The sequence below is a fragment of the Francisella persica ATCC VR-331 genome, from assembly GCF_001653955.1.
Taxonomy (GTDB): domain Bacteria; phylum Pseudomonadota; class Gammaproteobacteria; order Francisellales; family Francisellaceae; genus Francisella; species Francisella persica.
Map to the genome: position 1 here is coordinate 1,283,164 of NZ_CP013022.1, position 26,163 is coordinate 1,309,326.

Sequence of the window (26,163 nt, forward strand, 5' to 3'; positions counted from 1 at the left end):
CACCTAAAATTATATGCCTATAGAGATTTTTTCTAATTTCTTTCTCTTACCGTAAACAAAATTTGTCATCGCTCTTGAAACAGTAACAGATGTAAACATAGATGTCACAATACCTATCATCAATGTGATTGCAAAACCTTTGACTGCACCACTACCGATGAAGAAAAGTATCACCGCAACAATAAAAGTTGTAATATTTGAATCTACAATTGTTGTAAACGCTTTCTCATAACCAATATATATTGCACTTTGACGAGGCATACCAGCACGAATCTCCTCTCTAATGCGTTCAAATATAAGTACGTTGCCATCTATTGACATACCCAAATTTAAAACAATACCAGCAATACCTGGTAGTGTCAAAGTAGCACTAGGAATAATAGACATCACGGCTACAATTAAGATTAAGTTCATCACTAACGCAATATTAGCTATAACTCCAAAAACGCGATAATAAACTAATATAAATACTACAACAGAGATAAGCGCTATCACGATAGAGAGCATACCCTTTTCAATATTGTCCTTACCTAGGCTTGGACCTATTTGCTGCTCTTGAACTATATGTACAGGTACTTGTAACGCTCCTGATTTAATCATTAAGGCAAGATTATTTGCTTCTTTTTGATTAAGACCAGTGATCTGGAATTGTGAGCCTAGCGCAGATTGGATTGTAGCAACATTGATTAGCTTCTCTGTTTTACTAACTACACTCTTCTCTTTACCATCTTTATCTTTGACTTTCTCGTAAGTAGTATTAACAAGCATTACACCCATTGGGTTACCAATATTCTTGCCTGTAATCTGTCTAAAATGCCTTGCTGAGCTCCTATCTAGCTCAACCATCACTATCGGCGTCCCAGTCTGACGATCAATAGATGGGCTAGCTCCGATAATATCAGCGCCACCAGCAACAGCAGCGCCTCTTAGGATATAGTAGCTTTGATAACCTCTACCATTATCTAGATCATAAACTTTATAACCCTGCTCTTCAGCTGCTAATCTATCTGCAACAGGACTTACTAAATAGAAACTTGCTGTAGAAGTACCTCCTAAAATTTGCTTAGCTTGGGTAGCATCTTGCAAGCCTGGTATTTCGATGACAACACGATTATAACCTGCCTGAGTAACAGATGCCTCAGCCACACCTAAAGCGTTGATACGATTACGCATAACTGTCACAACTTGAGATATTACATCTTGCTTAAGCTGGAGAATCTTAGCACTGTTATAAGAAATAAATACTGTATTACCCTTGTTGGTGTAGATTATATTAGGATCTTGTGTCTTACTAAAATCATTAATTAAATACTGTTTAAGTTTATTAACATCAGTGGAATTTGCTAAAGTTACAGACACAAAACCATTATTAAAATAATTTTGTGGTGCTTTGATAGTTGATTTTTCTTCAGCTTTTGTTGAGCTTAATACATTTATACGATTATCTTTAGCAGTACTTAGAATTATACTTAAGGAATTATCTAGTTGAGCATCAATAGCTGTTTTTGTATCAGCTTCTAGCATTAAATACATCCCACCACGCAAATCTAGTCCTAAGTTCATAGGGTTAGCGCCTAATGCTGATAACAAACTAGGTAAGTTCGAGAGCATATTTATAGCAATAATATAGTCATTACCTAAACTATCTTTTAGTACTTTTTTAGCTTTTAGCTGCTCTTCGATGTCTTTAAATGTTATTGCAATATTACTTTTATCATCAGATATACTAACTCTTTGATAGCTAAGCTTATCTCCAGCTAGTATTTTCTCAACATTTACTAATAATTGAGTAGTCACATCACCATCTTTTTGCGATATCTGCAAAGCTGGACTTTTACCAAAGATATTAGGCAAAGCATAAAAGATCGCTAATCCTAAGACAATTATGATCAAAAGATTTTTCCACAGTGGAAACTGGTTTATAGGTAGACTTCTGTTATTACTCATTGAAAATTCCTTTATTTAAAAAGAAAAATTAAAAATCTTTGTAGAATAGTTAATTAAGCTTTAGTAGCACCTTTAGGTAGAATATTTGCTACAGCATTTCTTTGGATTTTTATAGTAACATTTTCTGTAACTTCTAAATTAATAAACGTCTCATCTATCTTAGCGATCTTGCCTACTACACCACCATTAGTTACAACTTCATCACCTTTTGATAGTTCAGATAGCATTTTACGTAACTCTTTGTTTTTCTTTTGCTGAGGTCTAATTAGCAAGAACCAGAATACAGCAAAAAATACCACAAGCATTAAAATTGAGCTTAGTGGGCTACCAGTACTTTGCTCTGCCCCTTGTGCAAATGAAATTGATACAAATAATACAATTGCAGATAGTGACAATAATAATTTTTTCATTTTTTCTCCTAAGGATTTTAAATGTTTAAACGTAAAAATTTTACCTTAGTAATAATGCTTTATCAATTAAAGACTAATAATAAACTAATAAAAGTATTTCTAACCCTTAAAGTTTTAAAAATATAAGATCAAATTATCTTAATCAGTATACTACTAGATTTCTCTTTATATAATTACTTTATAAATCAATTTATTGATTTATTGCAAATACATTAAAAGTATTAGCTATAAAAGATATATTAAAATGGTAGAAACACTCACATTATTACTACTATAAAAGTATATATACAAAGGTTAATAATAAATACATTTTCTTTTTGACTAGCACTATGTAATACTACTTGGGAAGCTGCATTTAAAACACCAGAAAAAAAGAGCGGTCAACGCATATTATATTAAGGCTGTCCACTACAATTCCCTAAAATTAGGTCAATCCCTAAGAAACTAATTCAATATACAGGTAAAGTTAAAATGATAATTCTTCTTTGCTTAAAAAATATAAAACGTATAATAGAAAATATTACTCAAGCAAATATCGATCTCTAACCACTAGGAATAAATCTTTGTAAATGAAGAAATACTTACAACCTACCACATTAAGATACTGCCTCCAATAAAGCTAATAAACATCAATAAATAAATACCATTAAACAAGTTATTTATAGAAAACATATTTTCCCCATTTTTTGAAAAATTATAGTAAATAATACAAACATTGCATAATTATACAAAACATATTATTTTTACATAAAAAGTAATGTTTTACTTATCAAAAGGAATGAACTACCACCATTAAATTTCATTACCTGTTTTTATAGTGGTGATAAAAACCAAAAGCTATACCAAAGCAGCTGAAGAACTTTTTATGACTCATTCAGCAGTAAATCAATCTATCAAAAAATAGAAAAGCACCTAGATAAGAAACTCTTTTAAACACAAAAAAGAAAACTAATAATCACAGATTTAGCAAAAGAATATTATGTAAAAATTGAGCCTTTAATAACCGAAATATATCATTCAACAAAAATTTTCAAAGAGCCAAAAACAAAAATTAGCTATAAACTATATATGACTACCTTATGTGCAAACTGGCTAATACCAAGGTTTGATAGTTTTATAGAAACTTTTTAAAATATATAGATGCAATTAATAACAATAGTAAGACAAGTTAATTTATGTATTTGTGATATAGACTTAAGTATTGAATATGGTATGGAAGTTAATTTAATAATTTAAGTAATATATAAGCTCGCTGATGGTGAATTAGTTATAGTATGCAGCAACAAATTATAGAGGGAAAACAGTCACTGAAATAATAGCTCACCAAAATCTAATTTATGTTGATGATAATATTCGTATTAATGATTATAGCAAGTGGCATAAAGTAAATAATATAAAATTTCAAAAGTATCAGCACAAAAAGTAAATTATCTTTTAAAATTTACTCCAAGCAATTAAAGCTTGTTTATCATGAATTGGCTTTTTTGTAACAGAAAAACTTTTAATAGAAGAAATATATCCAAAATAATCTTTATATATTTCAAAACAGAAAAGCCTCCAACAAAAAGATCTTACTACTTGCAAAAAATTTAGAATCTGATTTATTTATAAAAGCCATCTGCTAATTTCATTTTTAGATAAATAACGCTATTTATAGTTTACTAAAAATTCTTTTCTAAACTCTACAAATTTATACTCATCTAAAGCTTTACGAATAGATTTCATAAGGTTTTGGTAGAAAGTTAAATTATGAATAGTATTTAATCTGGAGCCTAAAATCTCTTTAGTTTTGTCGAGATGATGTAAGTAACTCTTAGTGAAATTTTTGCAAGTATAGCAACCACAATTTTGATCTAATGGTGAAGTATCATCCTTATACTTAGCGTTTCTAATCTTAATCTCCCCCTCTGAAGTGAAAATATGACCATTGCGAGCATTCCGTGATGGCATAACACAGTCAAACATATCTATACCACGATATACTGCCTCAACTAGATCTTTTGGCGTGCCAACTCCCATTAGATATCTTGGTTTATCTTCAGGCATTTGATGCGCAGTATGATCAAGTATTCTAATCATATCCTCTTTAGGTTCTCCAACAGATAAGCCACCAATAGCAAAACCATCAAAATTAATTTCTTTTAGCTTAGCTAATGACTCATCTCGTAAATGCTCATACATACCACCTTGGATAATACCAAATAATGCCGAAGGATTTTCATCATGAGCATCTTTTGATCTTTTTGCCCAGCGCATAGATAGCTCCATAGATTTTTTAGCTTCTTTTTCAGTAGCTGGATATGGAGTACATTCATCAAAACACATTACAATATCTGAACCTAAATCTCTTTGCACTTGTATTGATATCTCAGGTGATAAAAATACTTTAGAACCATTAATTGGTGATTTAAATGTTACGCCCTCTTCTGTAAGCTTACGCATTTTGCCTAAACTAAATACTTGGAAACCTCCAGAATCTGTCAAGATTGGTCTATCCCAACCATTAAATTGATGTAGTGAACCATGTTTTTTAACAATTTCTGTTCCAGGGCGTAACCATAAGTGAAATGTATTACCCAAAATAATCTCTGCCCCCATCTCTTTTAGCTCGACAGGAGATAGTGACTTAACAGCACCATAAGTACCTACTGGCATAAATGCAGGTGTTTGAATATCACCACGAGGAAAACTTATTTTTGCTCTTCTAGCTTTACCTTCTTTCTTAAGCAATTCAAACTTCATTATTGTCATAAAAATCAACCATTTAAAGGTATTGATAAGTTAAGCTATTAATCCTACAACAAAGCAACAAAAATAGCTAGCTAAGATATTGTCTAGATAGTATTATCTTCTATAATAGTTTAAATAACTTTAGAATCGTAAAGGAAGATTATGAATTTTTTAAATTTCAGTATCTTAATATTTGCTTACTTGTTAGGATCTATAAACAGCGCTATTATTGTTTGTTACATATTTAGGTTACCATCGCCTCGTAGTGTTGGTTCTGGTAATCCTGGTACGACAAATGTTCTTAGAATTGGTGGTAAAGTCCCAGCTGCAATTACGTTAATATTTGATATTCTCAAAGGTTTAATCACTGTAGTTATTGCCAAAGTCCTAACAGACAATGAGTTTATCACCGCATGTACAGCACTTTATGCAATTCTTGGTCATATTTTTCCGATATTTTTTGGCTTCAAAGGTGGTAAAGGCGTTGCAACACTTATAGGTGCGCTATTTGGTTTTAGTTGGATCTTAGGCTTAATTTTTGTGATCACATGGTTATGTGTAGCTATAGTTACTCGCTATTCATCATTATCAGCTTTAGTAGCTACTGTTATAGCAAGTTTCTCAGTAGTATTTACATCAGACTTACAAATAGCTGCGCCATTTCTCCTAATAGCGATAGTAATACTTGTAAAGCATAAAGAAAATATACAAAGACTAATTAATGGACAAGAAAGTAAAATTGATGAAAAAGCAAAGGCAAAAAATGATTCAAATTAAAAACTTTAAAAGAATATAAAACAAATAATACTAGTAATCTTGTTCTAAATAACATCAATCTAGAAATCAGACAAGGTGAGATATTTGGAATAATTGGCAATAGTGGCGCCGGTAAAAGTTCTCTTATTAAGGTGCTTAAAATTTACTCGAGCAGTCTACTGACGGCTAAATTTTTATAGCCGATAATAATATCACTAAGAAAAACTCAAAACAGCTGCGTTCATTTCGTAAAAAAGTAACGATGGTATTTCAACATTTTAATATACTATCATCCCGTATTTGCTCTACTTAAAAGACTAAACAAATAGCTTGGTTTAACAATAGTTTTAATTACTCATAAAATGGATATAGTCAGAAAATTTATGATCGTGTTGCGATTATTGATAAAATTATGATTTCAGAAATGGGTAAGACTTTAGAAGTATTTCTATATCCTCAAGCATCTGTTACTAAATCATTTGTTGAGACAAGTATTCATCATGTAAAAGTTCCTGACTTTATTGCTAAAAAACTTCGGGACATTCTTATAGTTAAGATAATACATATCCTGTGGTGCAACTGACTTTTTACGGTAATAAAGGAAAAATGCCAATTATTGCTGAGATTTCTCGTCAGTTTAATGCCATAGTGAGTATTATTCAAGCTAATATTGAAATTATATCCAAGATCAAATTATTGGAATTGCAATTTGTTGTATTACAGGTGAATGCCAAGACTTGGAAAATGCGCTAAGATTTCTCTCAAATCAAGATGTTAATTTAAAAGTGTTAGGTTATACCAACAGTAGACAATATTTAGTTTACATGAGCTTAACCAAATAGCTCAATCAACTTGGAAAATTATTTTTATGGTTTTAATCGCCACTTTAGTAGCTGTAATTGGTGTATATATATTAGGTATTTTATTTTATATCACTCAAGATAGTAAAAATGTACTTGGTTAAAGGCTTTAATAAAACTTTTAGTGTTATCATAAATATAACTAGAAGTATTCCATATTATTATCCTACTGATTTATATTATATCCTTAACTAGTATTAATCGTTGGAACAACAATAGATACTACCGCTTCTATAGTACATATTGCTATAGCAAGTACCTCCTGCGCGCTTAACAGAATCAGCTCTTCGTGAAGTTAATAATGGTCTTATTGACGTCAGCAAAAGCAATGGAAGCAACTAAAAAACAGATAATATTCAAAGTACTGTTACCAGAATGAAAAAACCTCTTAATAGATACTGCTACTTTGACATGTATTTCATTAATTGATTTCTCTACTATGGCTGGTATCGTCAGTGGTAGCGGTCTTAGTGATCTGACTTATTTAAAGGTTATAACTATGATAATTATACGCTACTATTAGGTGATGTATATTATGCTAGTTATACTTTTGCAACTAACGCAATCTTTTGGTAATTACCTTGTCTTAGCCAAAAAGCTAACCTCACTTTGGATTGTCACTGTATTTTACTAGTTACTAGCGCTACTCAATTGTATCTAAATGCTATAGCGATAGTTAGTTATAATGAAATACTATAGGCTATATCACAAGTCCACCACAAGACAAGATTATGCAGCTTACTAAAAAATGGCTAAAGACAAATACAATCTTGATGTAAATTTAGTAACTTTCGGTGATTATAATATTCCAAACAGAGCTATTATGGTGAATAGTAGGCAAATGTATTCCAGCATATTTCATTTCTAGAGAATCAAATCATACAGTTCATTTAAACTAATTGTATATAGGTAAAACTTTCTTGTATCAAATAAATATAATAAAGTATTAAAAAAATTCGAGATAGTTCAACTATCGCAATTCTTAATGACTATACAAATAAATGTAAAGCTTTGATGATTCTGCAAGATACTGGTCTAATCAAGCTAAAGGATGATATCACATGGAAAGCTACTCCTAAGAACCTAAAAGAATACCCAACAACTTAGGTGATGTAGATATCAGTGTAGTTAATAAATGATTATATCCATAAAGCCGGCCTAAGCTTAAAAGGTACTCTTTTTGTTGAGCCTAAAGATTCTCTATTTGTGAATGTAATTGCTGTTCAAGATTCCAAAAAAAACAATCCTAAGCTCAAAGAATATGTGAAAGCATTTAACACTAATAAAATTAAGAAATTAGCTGAAAAACTTTATCCAAATGATGCTGCTCTATACTAGCTTGGTAACATTTACTTTGATTTATTATTTTATAATCTTGTAATAATATGCTTTAATTTACTCAAACTTATAAAACTAGCTTTTGTAGTATTTTGTCAAGTATAAACAAACAAATTGGTTGTATATTCCTGATTATAGGAACTTCGCTTGGAGGAGGTATCCTTGCGATACCAATAATTCTATCATACTTCGGTACAATTATTGGCTCTATAATTATGTTTTTGATGTGGCTGTTGATGACATACTCAACACTTGCAGTTGCAGAAGCATGTTTACATTTTGAAAAAGGTATTAGTTATCTAGGCTTAGCTCATAAACTTTTCAAAAACCATGGTATTGTTTTAGTCTATATTTGCGCATTTGGAATACTTTATGGGATGTTAACAGCATACATATCGGCAATAGGTTCATCTTTTCAAAGCTTATTAAACATAAACTACATAGTTATTGAGATAAGCTTTGTTATTATTTTTGGTGGCTTTATTCTGAAAGGTACAGGTTCTGCTGAATGGCTAAATAGGGTTTTTCTAAGTGTAAAATTAATAATCATACTTTTTACTATAATATTACTGTTTAAATCAATACGCTTAACAAATCTAAATAGTTATAGTTTTAGTAATTTCAAACAACTAATAATAGCACTACCAATTCTAGCTACGACATTTTCAGCACATATAATAATCCCTAGTGTTATAAATTATTTAGGACCACATCCAAAAGATATTAGAAGAATTATCATAATCGCTTCACTTATCATATTAGTGATATATATATGCTGGATAATATCAATCTTTGGCAATATCGCAATTTATGGTAGTAAAAATAGCTTTGCAGAAATACTTAAATCACTTAGTTCTGAAGATAGTGTCACTCAGCTTATCTACATTCTCAAAGCAAATATAAAATCCTATGAGATTATAAGTTTTATATATGCTTTTATTACAATATCAGTAACTACAGCTTTTATAACCCTTTCATTAGCTCTAAAAGACTTGATATTAGATAGATTTAAGATGACTAGTTTAACAAAGCTTAATAAAAATATCATGCTGAGCTTTTTGCTTTTTATGCTGCCGATAATACTAAATTATTACTTCAAAAAGCTTTTCTTAATTGCGCTATCTGTTGTTGGCTTATTCTCACTAATAATGCTTGTATCTTGCCCTTTATATATGGTCAGAATTTTACGTAAATGTAACTATCAAATAATTTATAAATCCATGCAAAATAGCAAACTCAATAATTTTGCACTGTTTAGTGCAATCATAATAATTATCTTTCAAATAATAGATTATATACTTTAATTATTCTCTTTAAGCAGATAAAAATATAAAATATTTAATAGTTGAACAACCGCAAAATTATAAGGTGAAAATTATGCAGCACTCAGCAGGATTTTTAAAATTAGTAGATGAAGCAAAATCTAGAATACAAGAATGTACTATTGATGATATCCAAAAAATGAATGAGACACAAACACTCGATGGCTTACTCATAGATACTCGTGAAGAGTCAGAAGTAACTAATGGATATATCCCAAATGCTATTCATCTAAGTAAAGGAATTATTGAAGGTGTTATTGAGTCAGTCGTTCCTAATAAAAATCAAAAAATGTATTTCTATTGTGGTGGTGGCTTTAGATCTGCTTTAGTAGTAGATAAGCTTCGCAAGATGGGTTATAAAAATGTTATCTCTGTTGATGGTGGATGGAGAGTATGGAATGCTAAAGGCTATCCTACTGTCCCAGCTAATCAGTCCAGACCGAACGAGTTTTTAAAGCTTGTCAATAATGCAAAAACTCAGATAAAAGAATGTTCTACAACCGAACTTTACAATAAAGTTAATTCTCAAAGGCTTGATGGCATAGTTTTTGATGTTAGAGAAGACTCTGAATTTAATATGTTCCATATTCAAGGAGCCACGCACTTAAGCAAAGGGCAAATTGAAGTAAAAATTGAAAACTTAGTAACTAACAAACAACAAAAAATCTATTTATATTGTAGTAGTGGTTTTCGTTCAGCTCTAGCTGCCGAGAGCTTGCAGCATATGGATTATACAAATGTAGTTTCTGTAGCAGGTGGAATCAAGGATTGGCTAGCTAATAACTACCCAGTAGTATCTCCAGATTAAGGATAAAAATAATGTCATTTTGTATAGGTCATGGCTATGATGTCCATAAATTTACTTCAGCAAAGCAGAATATTATTATTGGTGGAGTGGAAATTGCTTACCATCTAGGTCTTGAAGCTCATTCTGATGGTGATGTACTGATACATGCTCTCTGTGATGCGATTCTTGGTGCTTTAGGGTTAGGTGATATTGGCAAACATTTCCCTGATATAGACAATCAATTCAAAAATGCCGATAGTAAATTTTTTTTAGCTAAAATAAAAAAAATACTTGCTGAAAAACAATACTCCATAAGCAATATTGATTGTACTATAATTGCTCAAGCACCTAAGATGCTACCATATATTAAAAAAATGAGAGCATGCTTAGCAAATATTCTTGAAATACAAATTAGTCAAATAAATATCAAAGCGACTACAACTGAAAGATTAGGATTTATTGGTAGAGAAGAAGGTATTGCAACCCATGTAGTTTGTTTGTTGTACAGATAAATAGTTATTTTTTTTGTACACTCTTCAAGATAATTTGCTACTTTTTCAAGTTCAGCTTGACAGCAGAAAATTGCCATATCATTACTTTCTAGCTTTTCAACCAAATACTTAACACCTTCAAGCTCACTATAAGAAATATGTGTTTTATAAATATCATAACCTTTATCTGCTAAATCCTTACGAATTAATAATGGCAGCTCTAAAGGCTTAGCACCACGCAAATATTTTTCTGTCTCTTTTATAACGATAAAGTCCAAATTATGTTTAAGAACTATATTATTAATGCCAGAGATTAAATACTTACGATCACCAGTTGTACCAATCATCAAGTATTTCTTACCACCTTTATCATACGCTTTTACCATATTTAATAGAGCTTCTATTCCAGCTTCATTGTGCGCATAATCAAGTACAGCGACTTTATTATCCCACTCAAAAATATTAACTCGACCCATATTAACTTTTGTATCATTCAAATAGCTTTTAAGCGCTTTTTTTATAACATCAAAACTAATGCCTAACTTAAATGATAAAGCTATAGCAATCATAGCATTTTCAATATTATGTTTAGCAAAGCCTTTAACAGTTAATGGTACTTCCACAATTGGTAATATTACTTTTTTATAATTCGCTTCAACCCAGACAAAATTACCATCTTCAACTATACAAGCATAATCTGCTTTTGACAAAAAATAGTCCATATCGTGCTGTTGTGGATTCTGAGTAACTATTATTTTTGCACAGTTAAACTTATCAAAGCTTTGCTTCATATATGAGTTATCAAGATTGATAACAGCATGTGAACCCTCACCTAAAGCACAAAAAACTATTGATTTAGCTTCAGCAAGTTCTGCAACTGTATCAATACCATCCTCACCTAAATGATCTGCTGAAACATTTGTGACTGCTGCAGCATTTACATAGGTTTCTATCAAACCTCTTTTTAGTAAGCCGCCTCGCGCAGATTCTAAAAGTGCTACTTCAACTTTCTTATTTGTAAGAACAAATTGATGACCAGTTGGACCCGAATAGTCACCTTCATCAATTAGCTCATCATTTACTTTTACGCAATCTGTAGAGGTATATCCTGTAAGTTTACCTGCCACACGACAAATATAATCTGTAAGTCTAATTGTAGTAGTTTTACCATTTGTACCTGTTACAATAACTACTGGGATATCATAAATATCATGCCATTGGATATTATCTATCGAGTCATTGTTTAAATCGAACTCATAGCAGCCTTTACCAGAACCAATAAAAGCTTTGTTCTTATCTCTAAAAGCTTTAAAGCCTTTAGATTTAGCTAGCTCATAAAGCTTACGATATGTAAGGTTTTTATCCTCATCTATCAATGGAATAAGCTTGTGCTTTGTCTCCTCAATAGTTTTAAATACTCCTGTTTCAAAACCCTCTCGAGTAGATAACCATATAAAATCAATAACATCACAAGCAGGCATAGTTATGTCTATAGGAGCTGTCATTGCAAATCTAATACCATTATTAAAAAACTTATGATTGATTTTAATATCTTGCCAATCAAGAGCTAATAAAATTCTATTAGCTTCTTGATAAAAAAGTTTTGTAAGCCTATACTAATGGTATATCTAATACTGTTCCAGTTTCTTTAAAGAACAAATTAGGACCAACTAATCTGCGTGGATAACCTTCAGGAATCATACAAGTCTCCTTCTAAAAAGAACTATTTAATCATTATCTTCTTCATAATACACAACTCTAACACCACTATCATCGGAAATTATCCCAGCTTTTATCACCTGTGATATTTCCTCTGATAAACTATGGTCTTGAGTTATTACAGAAGTAGAAAACATTTCTTGTTTCTTAAGTTTTTTATATTTACTATCAAATAATTCTTGATCCTTATTGAAGTATATAATCTGCTTCTCTTTTTAGCTTATCAGCAAATATTACTACTAAGTCACCTTCTTCTGCCATAGCTAGTGCTGCATCTACCGCTTCTTTTTCACTTTCTATAGTTTCAATACTATCTGCAGATATACCTGTTTCAATTAATGCTTCTTTTAATATTCTTGGTACCTCATCTGGTGCTCTACCCCTAGTATCATCATCACGCTTACAGATAAAGTAGTCATAATAAGGCGCCGCAGTTCTTGCTAATTCGACAACATCTTCATCTCTTCTATCTCCTGGTGAAGCCAAAACACATATTTTTTTTACCGGCAAATTCCATATTACTAATCATTTGACTAACTAGCTTGATAGCAGCTGGATTGTGACCATAATCCATTAGTACTTTAAATGGGTGTTCTTCAAACTAGTTCATACGTCCTGGAGCTTGATAAAATGATGTTACGAAAGTTCTTAAACCATCTCGCATATCATCTAAGCTCATTCCCATACTGTAGCATATAGCTATAGCAAACATTGAGTTTTGAACATTGTGAATAGCCTTACCTTCCATAGTTGCTGGGATTAGATGTGTCCATAGATTATCAAAGATTGTAATCATATCTCCATTTAAACCCTTTTCAATAATACATGCCTTACCACCTACACGTATATGTTGCTTAACTAAAGCATGCTCTGGGTTAATTGTCACATAGAAAATATTCTTAGCTGTAACCTTAGCTGACATTTTTAAGACATTAGGATCATCAGCATTTAAAACTGCTACATCTTTTGCAGCCTCAACAACTATACTTTTTACTTTAGCCAAATCTTCTAGAGTATTAATACCTTTCAAGCCTAAATGATCAGTAGCGATATTTAAGCAAGCTCCAACATTACAATAGTCATAACCTAAACCACTTCGTAATAACCCGCCTCTTGCTGTCTCTAAAATAGCCATTTCTACAGATGGATCTTTTAAGACCATATGTGCTGAAGCTGGTCCTGTGGTATCTCCAGCTACTGTAAGTTTACCATTAATATAGATACCATCAGTAGTTGTTAAACCAACAACTTTACCAGCATTTTTCCACATATGTGCTACCATACGTGAAGTTGTAGTCTTACCGTTAGTACCAGTGATTGCAGCAATAGGAATTCTAGCATTGCCATACTCTCTAGGTATAAGCATATCAATAACAGCGCCAGCAACATCTCGTGGCTTACCTTCACTTGGCGCCACATGCATCCTAAATCCTGGCGCAGCATTACATTCACAAATTGCTCCGCCAATATCATGATATGATTGTGAAATATCATCAATAAGGAAATCTACACCACCAACATCTAGACCGATTGCCTTAATAGCTCTCTCAGCCATATATCTGTTATCTGGATGAACTATATCTGTCACATCTATAGCTGTACTACCAGTTGATAAATTAGCTGTAGATCTTAGATAAAATACATCACCAGCTTTAAGAATAGTATTTTCATCATAACCAGCAGCTCTTAATAATGTTTTAGCTTGATAGTCTAACTCTAGCTTTGTTAGAACCTTCTCATGTCTTCGTTGACTATCTCAACTAATTCTGCGATTGTATTTTTACCACCACCAACAACATGACCAGGCACTCTCTTTGCAACAGCTACAAGCTTACCATCAACAACAAGCATCCTATGATCAAAGCCTGTTATATATTGTTCTAATAACACATAACGTGAAACCTTATTAGTCTCAACAAACGCTTCATTTATTTCTTCGATTGTCCTAAGGTTTATCGAAATACCTCTACCATGATTACCATCTAATGGCTTAACAACTAAAGGGAAACCTAAAATTTTAGCTGCTCTTATAGCACCTTCTTCTGTTGTAACCATTCTTTGCTTTGGTACAGGTAAACCTAAACTACTCAATATTATATTTGTTTGCTTTTTATCACATGATAGATCCACAGCAATACTAGTTGTTTTACCAGTAATTGTCGCTCTAATTCTTTGTTGATATTTACCATAACCAAATTGAACTAAAGATTGATCATTTAGACGAATGTAAGGTATATCTCTTTTCTTCACCGCTTCTACTAATGAAGCTGTACTAGGTCCAAACTCTTTACTTTGAGCAAATTTTATAAATCTAACTTTCTCATATTCAAAGTCAAACTCTTCATTTGTAAATTCTACTTGTTTTTTTAAGGTTTTCTGGCAATAGGGATATTAATAAGTCTCTAGCCAATTCCATAGCTCTTAGACCAACATCCTTTTGTTTGTATTCATAAACCATATTGTAGTTACCAACTTCCTCAGTTGATCTGGTACGACCAAATGTTACACTACTTCCAGCCATACTTTGTAGCTCTAAAATCACATGCTCCCAAATATGCCCCATACAAGTACCTTCATCCTCACTTAATCTACGGATGAATCCGCCTTTTTCTCTATAAGAATAACCATGCTCTTTTAATCCTGGTAAGTTCTCTACAAGTCGATTTACAAACTTGTCACCAATCTTTTGCAGAAGGCCAATTTTCCAGTACACCTAGATTGATTTCATGTCTGATAACTGGAAAATTAGCATAAATATTAGGTCCCACATAAACATTAGTAGATAATAATTTTCATTTAATGCTCCTTAGATATTTACTCTTATATGCATAAGATATATACTTAATAAACCATAATACATAAAAATATGATCAAGAATAGCTGATTTTGATAAAACCACAAAAATTTATAAGGAACATTATGAAGTATGACTTTGGGGTTATCGTAATTGGTGATGAAATAACTGATGGTGATATTGTCAACACTAATTCAAGTGTATTTGCAAAATATCTTGTTAAAAAAGATTTCCACGTTGGTTTTCATCTAAGCTGTAAAGACAGTTACGATGATATTATAGCTAGTTTAGACTTCTTAAAATCAACGCACAAAAATATCATAACTATAGGTGGTTTGGGACCGACAGAAGATGATCTAACTAAAGAAACAATTGCAAAATATTTTGATAAAAAACTCATACTTGATCAGTCTTCTTGGAAAAATTTAGAGCAACGGACGCTCGCCAAGTATGGCAAAATAACTTTAGGAACTAAAAAGCAGGCCATGTTCCCTGAAGGTTCACAAATTATGATAAATAAAAATGGTACAGCTAATGGTTTTAAACTAGAATTTGACACAGGTAGAAATATCTATGTTTTTCCTGGTCCTCCTCAAGAATGTATCACTATGCTTGAAGAATTAAAACTAGCAAATACGCAACAAAATAGAAAAATTATACGTAAAAAGTGGAATATTTATAATATTTGTGAAAGCTTATTAACAGAAAAATTACAAGTAATCAAAGATGTTTATTCTTTTGTTACATTCAAATATCGAATCACTGATGGCTTTATAGAACTAAAATACTTCTATCCTGAAGGTTGTCCTTATAGTCAAAAGATAACCATAACTGTAGAAGAAATTCTCAAAGATTATTTATAAACTTAAATTTAGCTGCTCTTTTTTATCAACGAATATCGCGTCTATACCCCATATGAGTAATTGTTTAACTTCAGAATTAGTATAAACTGAATACACAAATATTTTGTTAAATTTGCGTTTTAAATAATTGACTCTTTGCTGGTTTAAACAACTGTAGTTAATAACAATCGCTAGATAATCATTTCGTTTATAATTCTTATGTAATTTTTTGTCAATATAATCAAAGTGCCTAGGCCAATTTATTGTATAAAAAAGTTTCACTTGAGGATAGTTTTTATATTTTATTAAAGCTTTCATTACAAAATTTGAAAAGTTTGATATTAATATATTTGTTTTTAGCTTAGGATACTCTTGAAGTATTTTAAAAACCTTTTCTATAGCTTTTGCTGGTAATTTTTGTCTTGAGTAGTTATCTTAAGCTCAAGATTGGAAAAAACATCATTTTCACTAGCCCAATCAAGATATTCTCTCAGAGTTGGAACCTTATTTTTTATTTTTAAACACTAGGTGAATAAGTTGTATTTGCTTTAGCTCATTTAGTGATATTTTTATGACATTTTTATCACAATCAGCAAATCTCTTTGGTGTTTTATCGTGAAAAAGAAACAACTCGTCATCGCTAATCATTTGAACATCTGTTTCAAACCAATAAAAACCAGTATTCTTAGCAATTTTAAAGCTTCGAGTGTATTCTCAATGAAATAACTATTAGCACCTCTGTGAGAGATAAATTTATCTACATGCATATATTTTGATATTATTAAATTACGTCGCTGATTATACATCAAAAACTATAATTACAGAAGATATTTTAATTAATTTAACTTAAATATTTTGTTTTTAAAAAATTACTTTTATCATGTTATAATTTTTCTACTATTTTGAGATTTATGTTTATATAGATGATTGAAAATCCAAATATTTGTAAAAAACTTGCTTCGCTTTTACTTCACCGTAAGCTTATCACAAAGCAACAGCTTGAAGAAATAAGTCACGATAAGTATTTAGCAAAACAGGGCTTTTTAGAATACTTGATTGAAAATGAGATCATTGATAGTAAATCTTTCATGATAGAGTCCGCAACATTACTGCGTTTACAATATATCGACTTAACAGCTATAAATGTAAAATTTTTACCTCAAGAATACTTTGACATTAATTTTTGTCGTGAAAATCAATGCTTAGCACTTTTTACACGTAAAAAGACTATTCATGTCGCAATTGCTAACCCTATTGAAAGTCAACAAATTCTAAAAAAACTCCGTAGTAAATATGATTGTGCATTTATTCCAGTAGTTGCTGAGCTAAATCATCTTAAAGAAAAAATTGAAGAATATGAACAGTATCTCAAAGATGAGGGACAAAGAGAAGATGACGCAAAGCTAAATGAAAGAATTGCAGGATCTGAACTTGATATAGACTTCGTTGAAGATGGAGAACGCGAAGGCGATGCGATAATAAGTAGCGGTGAAGATGATGAAGCTCCAATCATTCGTTTTATTAATAATACTATAGTTGATGCTATCCAAAAAGGTGCTTCGGATATACATTTTGAACCATATGAAAAAAACTTCCGTATTCGCTATAGGATAGATGGTCTTCTAATTGAAACTTTTAATACTAAGAAGAATTTAGCTCCAAAGGTTATTTCTAGACTTAAGATCATGTCAAATTTAGATATTGCTGAAAAGAGAATTCCTCAAGATGGTAAATTTAAGATATCTCTCTCACGTGAAAAAGCTATCGATTTTCGTGTAAGTACATGTCCAATTAGTTTTGGTGAAAAAGTTGTATTGCGTATTATAGATTCAAGCTCAACACAAATACCAATAGAACAATTAGGTTTCTCAGAATCACAAAAAGAAACCTATATTAAATATATTCAACAATCTCAAGGCATGGTACTAGTAACAGGGCCAACAGGATCTGGTAAAACTGTTACTTTATACACTGGTATAAATATTCTTAATGAACCAGAAAAAAATATCTCAACTGCCGAAGACCCAGTCGAGCTTATTGTAAAAGGTATTAACCAAGTAAGTGTTAATAATAAACAAGGGCTTACCTTCGCAGCGGCACTTAAGTCTTTCTTACGTCAAGATCCAGATATAATCATGGTCGGTGAGATTAGAGATATTGAAACAGGTTCTATCGCAATCAAAGCCTCTCAAACAGGTCACTTAGTTATGTCAACACTACATACTAACAGTGCTCCAGAGACATTAAATAGACTTGTTGATATGGGATTACCTAGGTATAATATTGCTACATCTGTAACATTAATTATCGCGCAACGTTTAACTCGCAAACTATGTCCTAAGTGCAAGTTACCAGATACAGATACAGAATTTTCACTTCTTGTAGAAGATAGTGGTCTTAATGACGAAATATTATCACAAACATTTGGTGTGACACTAGATAAAGTAAAAAATGCAAAGATTTACAAAGCTAATCCTAAAGGCTGCCCAAGGTGTTTCAAAGGTTATAAAGGAAGAATTGGTTTATATGAAGTTATGCCTGTATCTAGGCAAATATCAAGAATGATATTAGAAGGTAAGAACACTATAGAAATTGCGGTACAAGCTCAAAAAGAAGGAGTGGCTACTGTACGACAATCAGCTCTAGTTAGAGTTGCTGAAGGTTTGACATCAATGGAAGAAGCATACCGCGTAAGTTAAAAGGAATAAAATTAATATATGCTATTTGGTAAAAAAGATAAAAATAAAACAGCTATTACATCATGGAATTATAAAGCTAAGCTAAAAAGTGGCAAAAAAACTAAAGGTAGTATTGATGCTGATACCAAAGAGAAGGTAGAAATTCAATTAAGACAAAAAGGCTACTCTGATATCAAAGTCAGAAAACAACCTAAAGATCTACTACCTAAGAAAATATCTTATCAAGATATTACAGAGATGACGCGCCAGCTAGCGACAATGACTAAAGCTGGTATTCCCATAATTAAATCATTTGAGGTATTTATTATGGGTATTCGTAAGCATCCACGCCTTAAAATATTAGCTATTGAAATAAAACAAGCAATTGAAAGTGGTGATTCATTTTCAAAAGCTCTCAGTAACTTTCCTAAAATATTTGATAAATTATATGTTGGTCTTATTACTGCTGGTGAAGAATCAGGAAATCTTGACCTGATGCTTAACAAAATTACTGATCAGCGTGAAGCATTACAGGGTATTAAAAAGAAAGTAAAAAAGGCTCTATCTTATCCAATTATAGTATGTATTATCGCTGCTGGTGTGACTAGTATATTATTAACATTTGCTGTTCCAGCGTTCTCAGCAATGTTTATAAATTCTGGTAAGCCATTACCTGCAATTACACAATTGACTGTTGATGCCTCTAACTTTATGCAGAATTCATGGTGGAAAATTATTCTAGTAATATTTATCACAATAATAGTCTATAAATCATTAAAATTTAGATTTCCTAAAATCCAAATTGCTCAAGATCACTTTATGTTAAAGATACCTATAATTGGCGAAGTTATATTTAAATCATCACTAGCAAGATTTGCCAGTACTTTAGAAATAACTATTCAATCTGGCATGAGTTTGACACGCGCCCTAGATATGGTATCTCTTGCAACAGGAAATGCAAAGTATGATCAAGCTGCTCTAGATATTAAAAAGAGTATTAATGAAGGTACATCATTTAAAGAAGCTATTATTGAGACAGGAAGCTTTCCATTTTTGGTTGAACAAATGATTGCTGTAGGTGAGGAATCAGGTGCTCTAGAAATTATGTTAGATAACCTAAAAAGAGTATATCAAGAAGAAGTAGACACATTAGTAGGAAGTTTAAGCTCAATACTCGAACCTTTGATTATGATTGTTTTAGGTGGTGTTGTTGGTTTCCTAGTAGTTAGTATGTATATGCCAATGTTCCAAATTGGTGATGTGATATAATATACTAAAAGCTTTTATTTTAAAGGCTTTTATAAAAGTAAATCCTTTATTGTGTGTACCTATAAGTGCACAGAGTTTTAGTATTATTATCTAGATACCTAGTGTAACCGGTATCAGATTCTGCTACAGTTATTCTATCTAGTATCAAGAGCTTAAATAATCAGATTATACAGAAGATAAATCAACATCAGTATTTGGTTAATCCTGAAAATACAGAAATAACATTACTTCTAGATATATTTAAACAACTACTTCATTATAGTTTTATATTTACATTAAATCTTTGAAAGTAAAAAAAGACTAATTAAACAAATACCTATTATGTTAATTTCTATTTAACCACTTCAAGCTTGTTAACTAGTTTTTAAAACTAGCTAGAAATTATATCCACTTTAAACTGTAGAATTAAATAACAAACTCTCAAATAAATGCAATGTAATTAATAAGCAAATATTACAAATAAAAACCTAAATAGAGTTAAAGAGTTATAAGATTTGTAAATTTAATAAGTAAGTATTATGTAATAATCAAAACTTAAATTTAAGAATTATTTATCTTATTTAAGAGGAGATAATACACTAGCTTCTACACGCTGGTTACGCGGGTCAGATTTAGGAATACCTCCTAAAGTATAATAGTACCCAAAACCTTTAGTGACTATCTTCTCACTATCTAAGCCTAGTTGCTTCATGTAGTCAGCGACAGCTTTTGCTCTTTTTTCAGAAAGTTTTTGGTTATATACACTAAATTCACTACCAGTTTGGCCTTGAGAAGCATAACCTTTAACTGTCACAGAAGCAATATTACTATCTTTGATAAACTTAACAAAAGATGCAATTGCTTTTTTACCTTTAGCATTTAAAGTAGCTTTATCATAAGCAAACTTAGTATCTAAGTAAACTGTTACGTAATCACCATTAACTGTATAGCATGCAACACCATCTTCAGTTAGATTAAAGTTACCTTCACACTGCTTAATACCTGCAGGTAAAATATACTTAGACTCATCAATAGTAGGCATAGCAACAGTTTGTGCAGCTGTAGTTGCACCATTATCTTGGACTTTACCAGTATCATTATTAGTATTGTCTTTGCCATCAAAGAACCACGTTAATCCAGCACCAATCATATTAGTACCTGCTCTACCATTCGCACCAGAAATATTACTAGGTGCCATTGTTTGAATATATCTGTAGTCAACACTTGCTTGAACATTTCTAGAAAGTTCAAACTTAAGACCACCACCAACATCCCAAGCCCCAGTTACTTGACCTGCTAAGCTTGCCCAACCAGCACCACCTGCAGCATATGGAGTAAACATAGTACTATTACTAAAGTTGATAACTCCTTCTCCTAAACCAGAAAAATCTCTACCAACTAACTGGTTATATTGAATTGCAAAATATTTGCTGATATTGTAACCTAAGATAAAGTTAACTCCTGCACCTGATGGTGAATTAGGAGTTCCTGCAAGGCCATTAACCTGAACACCTAAGTACCACTGGCCAGTTCTATCTTGAGGACCCCAAGTATTATCTTTATTTGTTAAAGAGCTATAAGTATTTGCAAAAGGAGCAATAAAAGTACCAGAAGCAAAACCACTACTTTGAGTAGTAGCTAAATTTGTGTTTACTGACATATCTATATTATCAGAATCTGCCGCTATTGATGCTGTAGCTGTACCTAGTAACATAGATGTAGTAATAACAATACTTTTAAATCTCATCAAAAACTCCTTTAAATTCTTTTTATTCACATGCCAAAACATAAGACTAAGTCAGTTTACATTAATAAAAAATATTTTCCAAGAATTTTTTATAGCTTTATGATACTAAGTTTTTTATACTTATCTAAAAGCTGTTGTTGCGTTTCTATGTTATTTGGATCTATGATTATACATCTAACTGGGCAAACTTTAGTACATTGAGACTCATCAAAGTGCCCAAAGCATTCGGTACATTTTTTTGGATCAATCTCGTAGTATTCTTCACCTTGTGATATTGCCTCATTAGGACACTCAGGTTCACAAATATCACAATTAATACATTCATCAGTAATTAGTAATGCCATAATTTTCAGTCCTTAGAATATTTAAGCTTTATCTCATGGAAGACACACTTAGGCACAAACTCATCCACACGCTTATAGTTATGTATTGCTACCGCTCTAATCAATGTTGAAGAAATACATGAAAACTTCTCACTTGGAGTTAAGAATATAGTTTGAATATCGCTATTAAGTTTATTATTCATACTTGACATCTGAAATTCATAATCAAAATCAGATACAGCTCTGAGACCTCTAACTATTGCACAAGCATTATGTTTTACTGCTGTATCAACAAGTAGACCTTGAAAGCTTACAACTTTGACTCTTTGATTATCTTTAAAAACTTCTTTTATCATTTGCTCTCTAGTGCAAATATCAAAAAGAGTATTTTTACCATAAGCTGTAGATACTGCAACAACTATTTGATCAAAAATATTTAGCGCACGATCAATTAAGTCAACATGTCCATTGGTAATAGGATCAAATGTGCCTGGATAAATTGCTATCTTATTCATAAAATAAATTGCTAAAATAGTCCTAACTCTAACTTAGCAACTTCAGTCATCATTTCTGAATTCCATGGTGGATCAAAAACCATCACTATATCAACCTTATCTACATTAGGAATCATTGCTACTCTTTTTTCAACATCTGCCATAAGCACTGGCCCCATACCGCATCCAGGCGCTGTTAATGTCATATCAATAATTACATGAAAATTACCATTCTCTAGCTTTCTAGTCAAAATATTATAAATTAAACCAAGATCAACAATATTGACAGGAATTTCTGGATCATAAACTGTTCTCATTTGATCCCAAATAGCATCCATATTTATAGGATCACCAGGCTTTATATCATATTCTTCTATAGGATATTTAATAATTTGTTTACCTATAGCATCAGCATCTTTTCCATCTAAATGAAGTAAATTACCATTTACATTTAGAGTAAAGCTTCCTCCCTTATCTTGAGTTACTAGAACTTCTTGACCAGGCATTAGCTCGACCTCATTACCAAATGGCACAGCAGTTGTTTTTACTTGCCTTCTTACTATTGTTACATCTGTTACTTTCATTACTATACATATTCCTAAACCGTAAAACTTTCACCACAACCACAACGTGCTGACTCGTTTGGATTTGTATATTCTAACTTATATAATCCAAAATCATGTTTAACGTAATCAATTTTTAGACCATTAAGAAAATCCATAGATTTGTTAGATACAAAAAAACTAATACCATGCTGCTGTACTTTCTGTGTATCTTCAGGTTGCTGTTTAACAAAATTAACATCATAAGCTAAGCCAGAACAACCCATAACCTTAGTTCCAACATAAATACCTATATAACCATCATGCTTTTCTAAATGTTTCTTGAAGTGTTTAGCTGCAGCATCTGTCACTTCTAAAACACTACTAGCATTTGGATCAAAAACTTCTACCATACTTGCCTCTTTTTGCTAAATTATTTTAATTGAGATATTACTTTTTTCAATGCTATTATGAACAAATCTATTTCTTCAAAAGTATTATACATCCCAAAAGACATACGTACTATTGATGTAACTCCCATTCGATACATCAAAGGATGAGCACAATGCTTGCCAGTTCTCACACATATCCCTTTGATTGCTAGTAGCTCACCAATATCACCAGCGTTACAACCTTCAATACTAAAAGTTATCACCCCTGCTTTATGTTTTGCTTGTCCAATTATATTTAGACCATCAATTTTATTAAACTCACTTGTCGCGTACTTTAACAATTTTTGCTCATGTTTCTCAATATTACTCATACCAATTGAATCAACATACTCAATAGCACTACCAAGCCCAATAGCACCAACAATATTTGGTGTTCCTGCTTCAAACCTATATGGTGGGAATGCAAATGTGGTTTTGGCTATAGTTACTTCTTCAACCATATCGCCACCATAATTATAAGGTGGAAGTTGTTTTAGCAGCTCATATTTACCATGTAGAATACCTACTCCAGTTGGACCGTACAGTTTATGCCCAGAAAAAACAAAAAAGTCACAATCTAAATCTTGAACATCAACCTTGGTATGAATAACTGCTTGAGCACCATCTACCAAGACGACTATATCTGGATTAATTTCTCTAACTTGTTTGATAATATCTTTTACAGGATTAATTGTCCCTAAAACATTAGAACATAATGTAATTGCTAAGATTTTAGTTTTAGCAGTAACTAAAGCTAATAAATTCTCAACATCTAGCTCACCATTATCTTTAACCACAGCTACTTTAAAAGCTAGATTTTTGTCTTCACAAAGCATCTGCCATGGTACAAAATTAGCATGATGCTCCATTTCTGTGACAATTATCTCATCATTAGGTTTAATAATACTTTTACCAAGACTGCTAGCAACTAGGTTAATAGCCTCTGTAGTTCCTTTTGTTATAACTATTTCATCTGTTGATTTAGAATTTAAGAACCTTTGCACAATTTGACGGACATTTTCATACTTCTTACTAGCCTCTTGGCTAAGATAGTATACTCCTCTGTGTACATTAGCATAATTATATGCATATGCTTCAGTTATAGATTCTATAACAGCTTGAGGTTTTTGTGCTGAAGCACCTGTGTCAAAAAAAAGTACTGACTTGTTATTTATTTTTTGTGCTAAAAAAGGAAAATCTTGTCTAATTTTATTTACATCATACATATCAAAAATCTTGTAGAACTTTTACAGCTTAAACTATACTAGATCAGTATAATTTTGTCAAATTAACTTAAAACTTAGATGTTTCAATACTATAAATTAACTAACATACAGGAACATTAGTAGCTAAACCTCCTAAAGAAGTTTCTTTATATTTACTAGACATATCTAAACCAGTTTCATACATAACCTTAATTACATAATCTAAACCGACAAAGCGCTTCTCACCTGTATCAAGGTATGCAAGTTTAGCTGCATTTATAGCTTGCACAGCTCCCATAGCATTACGTTCTATACATGGAATCTGTACCAAACCGCTAATAGGATCACAAGTAAGTCCTAAATTATGCTCCATACCAATTTCTGCTGCTGACTCAATAGAATCGAGATCTCCTCCAAGTAAAGCACAATATCCAGCAGCTGCCATTGAGCAGGCAACACCAACCTCTCCTTGACAACCTACTTCAGCTGCTGAAATTGACGCACCTGATTTATACAAAATACCAATAGCTGCACATACAAGCAGGTATTTATTAACTACCTCTTTAAGATCTTGTTGATTTACAAACTCATGAGTTTGTAAATAATACTTAAGTACAGCTGGAATAATACCTGCAGCACCATTAGTAGGTGCTGTGACTACTCTTTCACCACACGCATTTTGCTCATTTACAGCTATTGCAAAAGCATTTAGATAATTAAAATCAGTATTGACAATATTTTTCTCCTTAAGCTTTCTAATCATACTTGGAGCTCTTTTTCTGACTTTGAGACCTCCTGGTAGTGTTGCTTCAGCACAAGTTAAACCTTTTTCGATTGATGTTTCCATGACATGCCAGATCTCAGCTAGCCTATCTAATGATTCCTGCTCACCATAAGCTGTCTTTTCATTTTCAAACATTATCTCATCAATCGTTTTGCCATCTCGCTGGCAAAGCTCTCTTAATTCAGCCATAGCTGCAAACTTATAAGGTTTGTCGCATGGAACTTCTGTAGGAACAGTATCTTTTTTAATTTGTTTTTTATCGACAATAAAACCACCACCAATTGAAAAATATTCTTTTTCACAAAGTAGCTTGCCACCATTAAAAAGTGAAAAACGCATACCATTAGAATGCTCTGGTAAAAACTCGTTATAATGAAATACCAAATCTTTATTATAATCAAAATCAATTTCAAACTTTTGACTCAAATTTAGTTTCTTATACCTTAAGCAGTTCTCATAGAGTCTTTTTGCTAATTCAATATCTACTGACTCTGGTAAAAAACCCATAACCCCTAAAACAACAGCATAGTCTGTTTTATGACCTTTACCAGTTAAAGCAAGAGAACCAAATAAATCAATCTTAACACGAGTAGTTTGAGGCAATTTATCTTTATACAAACTTATAAAATCACAACCAGCTCTCATCGGACCTATAGTATGAGATGAAGATGGACCAATTCCTATAGAAAAAAGCTCAAATGTACTTTCCATAACA

18 protein-coding genes and 5 pseudogenes are annotated in these 26,163 nt (G+C 31.7%); 10 read left to right on the top strand and 13 right to left on the bottom strand.

Translation table 11 applies throughout. From position 1 onward, the window contains the following. Positions 1–9 precede the first annotated feature (9 nt). Positions 10–1,947 carry a protein translocase subunit SecD gene (gene secD, locus FSC845_RS05665; RefSeq protein ID WP_064461079.1) on the bottom strand — a complete coding sequence of 646 codons (1,938 nt, stop codon included), beginning with the start codon at positions 1,945–1,947 and terminating at the stop codon, positions 10–12. A 53-nt stretch (positions 1,948–2,000) separates the two neighbouring features. Next, the gene (gene yajC, locus FSC845_RS05670) at positions 2,001–2,357 is read right to left on the bottom strand and encodes a preprotein translocase subunit YajC (RefSeq protein WP_064461080.1); all 357 of its coding nucleotides are present in this window, start codon (positions 2,355–2,357) and stop codon (positions 2,001–2,003) included. Between the two features lie 820 nt (positions 2,358–3,177). On the opposite strand from yajC, the gene FSC845_RS09035 reads away from it, so the two are divergent. Beyond that, positions 3,178–3,261, top strand: a complete 84-nt coding sequence (locus FSC845_RS09035; protein WP_236940310.1) for a helix-turn-helix domain-containing protein — start codon at positions 3,178–3,180, stop codon at positions 3,259–3,261. Positions 3,262–4,004: 743 nt separating this feature from the next. Here the strand turns inward: FSC845_RS09035 and tgt are convergent. Further along, positions 4,005–5,108 carry a tRNA guanosine(34) transglycosylase Tgt gene (tgt, locus tag FSC845_RS05675; protein ID WP_064461081.1) on the bottom strand — a complete coding sequence of 368 codons (1,104 nt, stop codon included), beginning with the start codon at positions 5,106–5,108 and terminating at the stop codon, positions 4,005–4,007. A 141-nt stretch (positions 5,109–5,249) separates the two neighbouring features. Here tgt and plsY point away from each other — a divergent pair, with 141 nt between their 5' ends. The 6 genes and pseudogenes from plsY to ispF all read left to right on the top strand — a co-directional run bounded on the left by plsY (position 5,250) and on the right by ispF (position 10,662). Next, a complete protein-coding gene (plsY, locus tag FSC845_RS05680; RefSeq protein ID WP_064461082.1) occupies positions 5,250–5,864 on the top strand; it encodes a glycerol-3-phosphate 1-O-acyltransferase PlsY in 615 nt (204 codons plus the stop codon). Further along, positions 5,851–6,685, top strand: a pseudogene (locus FSC845_RS05685) (ATP-binding cassette domain-containing protein). Before plsY ends, FSC845_RS05685 begins: the two are co-directional and overlap by 14 nt. Before the next feature lie 996 nt (positions 6,686–7,681). After that, positions 7,682–8,041, top strand: a pseudogene (locus FSC845_RS09040) (MetQ/NlpA family ABC transporter substrate-binding protein). A gap of 92 nt (positions 8,042–8,133) precedes the next feature. Beyond that, positions 8,134–9,345, top strand: coding sequence for an aromatic amino acid transport family protein (locus FSC845_RS05695; protein WP_064461083.1), 1,212 nt, complete (start codon positions 8,134–8,136; stop codon positions 9,343–9,345). Positions 9,346–9,418: 73 nt separating this feature from the next. Then, positions 9,419–10,171, top strand: coding sequence for a rhodanese-like domain-containing protein (locus FSC845_RS05700; RefSeq protein WP_064461084.1), 753 nt, complete (start codon positions 9,419–9,421; stop codon positions 10,169–10,171). A gap of 11 nt (positions 10,172–10,182) precedes the next feature. Then, positions 10,183–10,662, top strand: coding sequence for a 2-C-methyl-D-erythritol 2,4-cyclodiphosphate synthase (gene ispF, locus FSC845_RS05705; RefSeq protein WP_064461085.1), 480 nt, complete (start codon positions 10,183–10,185; stop codon positions 10,660–10,662). An 8-nt stretch (positions 10,663–10,670) separates the two neighbouring features. On the opposite strand, the pseudogene FSC845_RS05710 reads toward ispF, so the two are convergent. Then, positions 10,671–12,342: pseudogene (locus FSC845_RS05710) on the bottom strand (Mur ligase family protein); the annotation flags it as partial. 26 nt (positions 12,343–12,368) lie between these two features. Then, positions 12,369–15,128: pseudogene (cphA, locus tag FSC845_RS05715) on the bottom strand (cyanophycin synthetase). A 151-nt stretch (positions 15,129–15,279) separates the two neighbouring features. Between cphA and FSC845_RS05720 the strand changes: the two are divergent. After that, positions 15,280–16,017 (top strand): competence/damage-inducible protein A, encoded by a 738-nt coding sequence (locus FSC845_RS05720; RefSeq protein WP_064461086.1) that lies wholly within the window; start codon positions 15,280–15,282, stop codon positions 16,015–16,017. Here FSC845_RS05720 and FSC845_RS05725 read toward each other — a convergent pair. Further along, a pseudogene (locus FSC845_RS05725) lies at positions 16,012–16,763 on the bottom strand (glycerophosphodiester phosphodiesterase family protein). The gene FSC845_RS05720 and the pseudogene FSC845_RS05725 sit on opposite strands and share 6 nt — an antisense overlap. A 156-nt stretch (positions 16,764–16,919) precedes the next feature. Here FSC845_RS05725 and pilB point away from each other — a divergent pair. Together pilB and FSC845_RS05735 are read left to right on the top strand one after the other, a co-directional pair. Next, the gene (pilB, locus tag FSC845_RS05730; RefSeq protein ID WP_064461087.1) at positions 16,920–18,695 is read left to right on the top strand and encodes a type IV-A pilus assembly ATPase PilB; all 1,776 of its coding nucleotides are present in this window, start codon (positions 16,920–16,922) and stop codon (positions 18,693–18,695) included. Positions 18,696–18,713: 18 nt separating this feature from the next. Next, positions 18,714–19,943 (top strand): type II secretion system F family protein, encoded by a 1,230-nt coding sequence (locus FSC845_RS05735; protein WP_064461088.1) that lies wholly within the window; start codon positions 18,714–18,716, stop codon positions 19,941–19,943. 556 nt (positions 19,944–20,499) lie between these two features. Here the strand turns inward: FSC845_RS05735 and FSC845_RS05740 are convergent. The 7 genes from FSC845_RS05740 to FSC845_RS05770 all read right to left on the bottom strand — a co-directional run bounded on the left by FSC845_RS05740 (position 20,500) and on the right by FSC845_RS05770 (position 26,159). Beyond that, the gene (locus FSC845_RS05740; RefSeq protein ID WP_064461089.1) at positions 20,500–21,669 is read right to left on the bottom strand and encodes an OmpA family protein; all 1,170 of its coding nucleotides are present in this window, start codon (positions 21,667–21,669) and stop codon (positions 20,500–20,502) included. An 89-nt stretch (positions 21,670–21,758) separates the two neighbouring features. Beyond that, positions 21,759–22,013: a YfhL family 4Fe-4S dicluster ferredoxin gene (locus tag FSC845_RS05745; RefSeq protein ID WP_064461090.1), complete on the bottom strand. Its 255-nt coding sequence runs from the start codon at positions 22,011–22,013 to the stop codon at positions 21,759–21,761. A 5-nt stretch (positions 22,014–22,018) separates the two neighbouring features. Continuing rightward, entirely contained in the window at positions 22,019–22,507 is a 489-nt protein-coding gene (gene coaD, locus FSC845_RS05750) for a pantetheine-phosphate adenylyltransferase (RefSeq protein ID WP_064461091.1), read from the bottom strand. A gap of 11 nt (positions 22,508–22,518) precedes the next feature. After that, entirely contained in the window at positions 22,519–23,070 is a 552-nt protein-coding gene (gene sufT, locus FSC845_RS05755) for a putative Fe-S cluster assembly protein SufT (protein ID WP_064461092.1), read from the bottom strand. 14 nt (positions 23,071–23,084) lie between these two features. Continuing rightward, positions 23,085–23,441: a HesB/IscA family protein gene (locus tag FSC845_RS05760; protein ID WP_064461093.1), complete on the bottom strand. Its 357-nt coding sequence runs from the start codon at positions 23,439–23,441 to the stop codon at positions 23,085–23,087. Positions 23,442–23,461: 20 nt separating this feature from the next. Beyond that, on the bottom strand, positions 23,462–24,685 hold the full coding sequence (locus FSC845_RS05765) for an aminotransferase class V-fold PLP-dependent enzyme (RefSeq protein WP_064461094.1): 1,224 nt from the start codon (positions 24,683–24,685) through the stop codon (positions 23,462–23,464). Between the two features lie 100 nt (positions 24,686–24,785). Beyond that, the gene (locus tag FSC845_RS05770) at positions 24,786–26,159 is read right to left on the bottom strand and encodes an L-serine ammonia-lyase (protein WP_064461095.1); all 1,374 of its coding nucleotides are present in this window, start codon (positions 26,157–26,159) and stop codon (positions 24,786–24,788) included. Positions 26,160–26,163 lie beyond the last annotated feature (4 nt).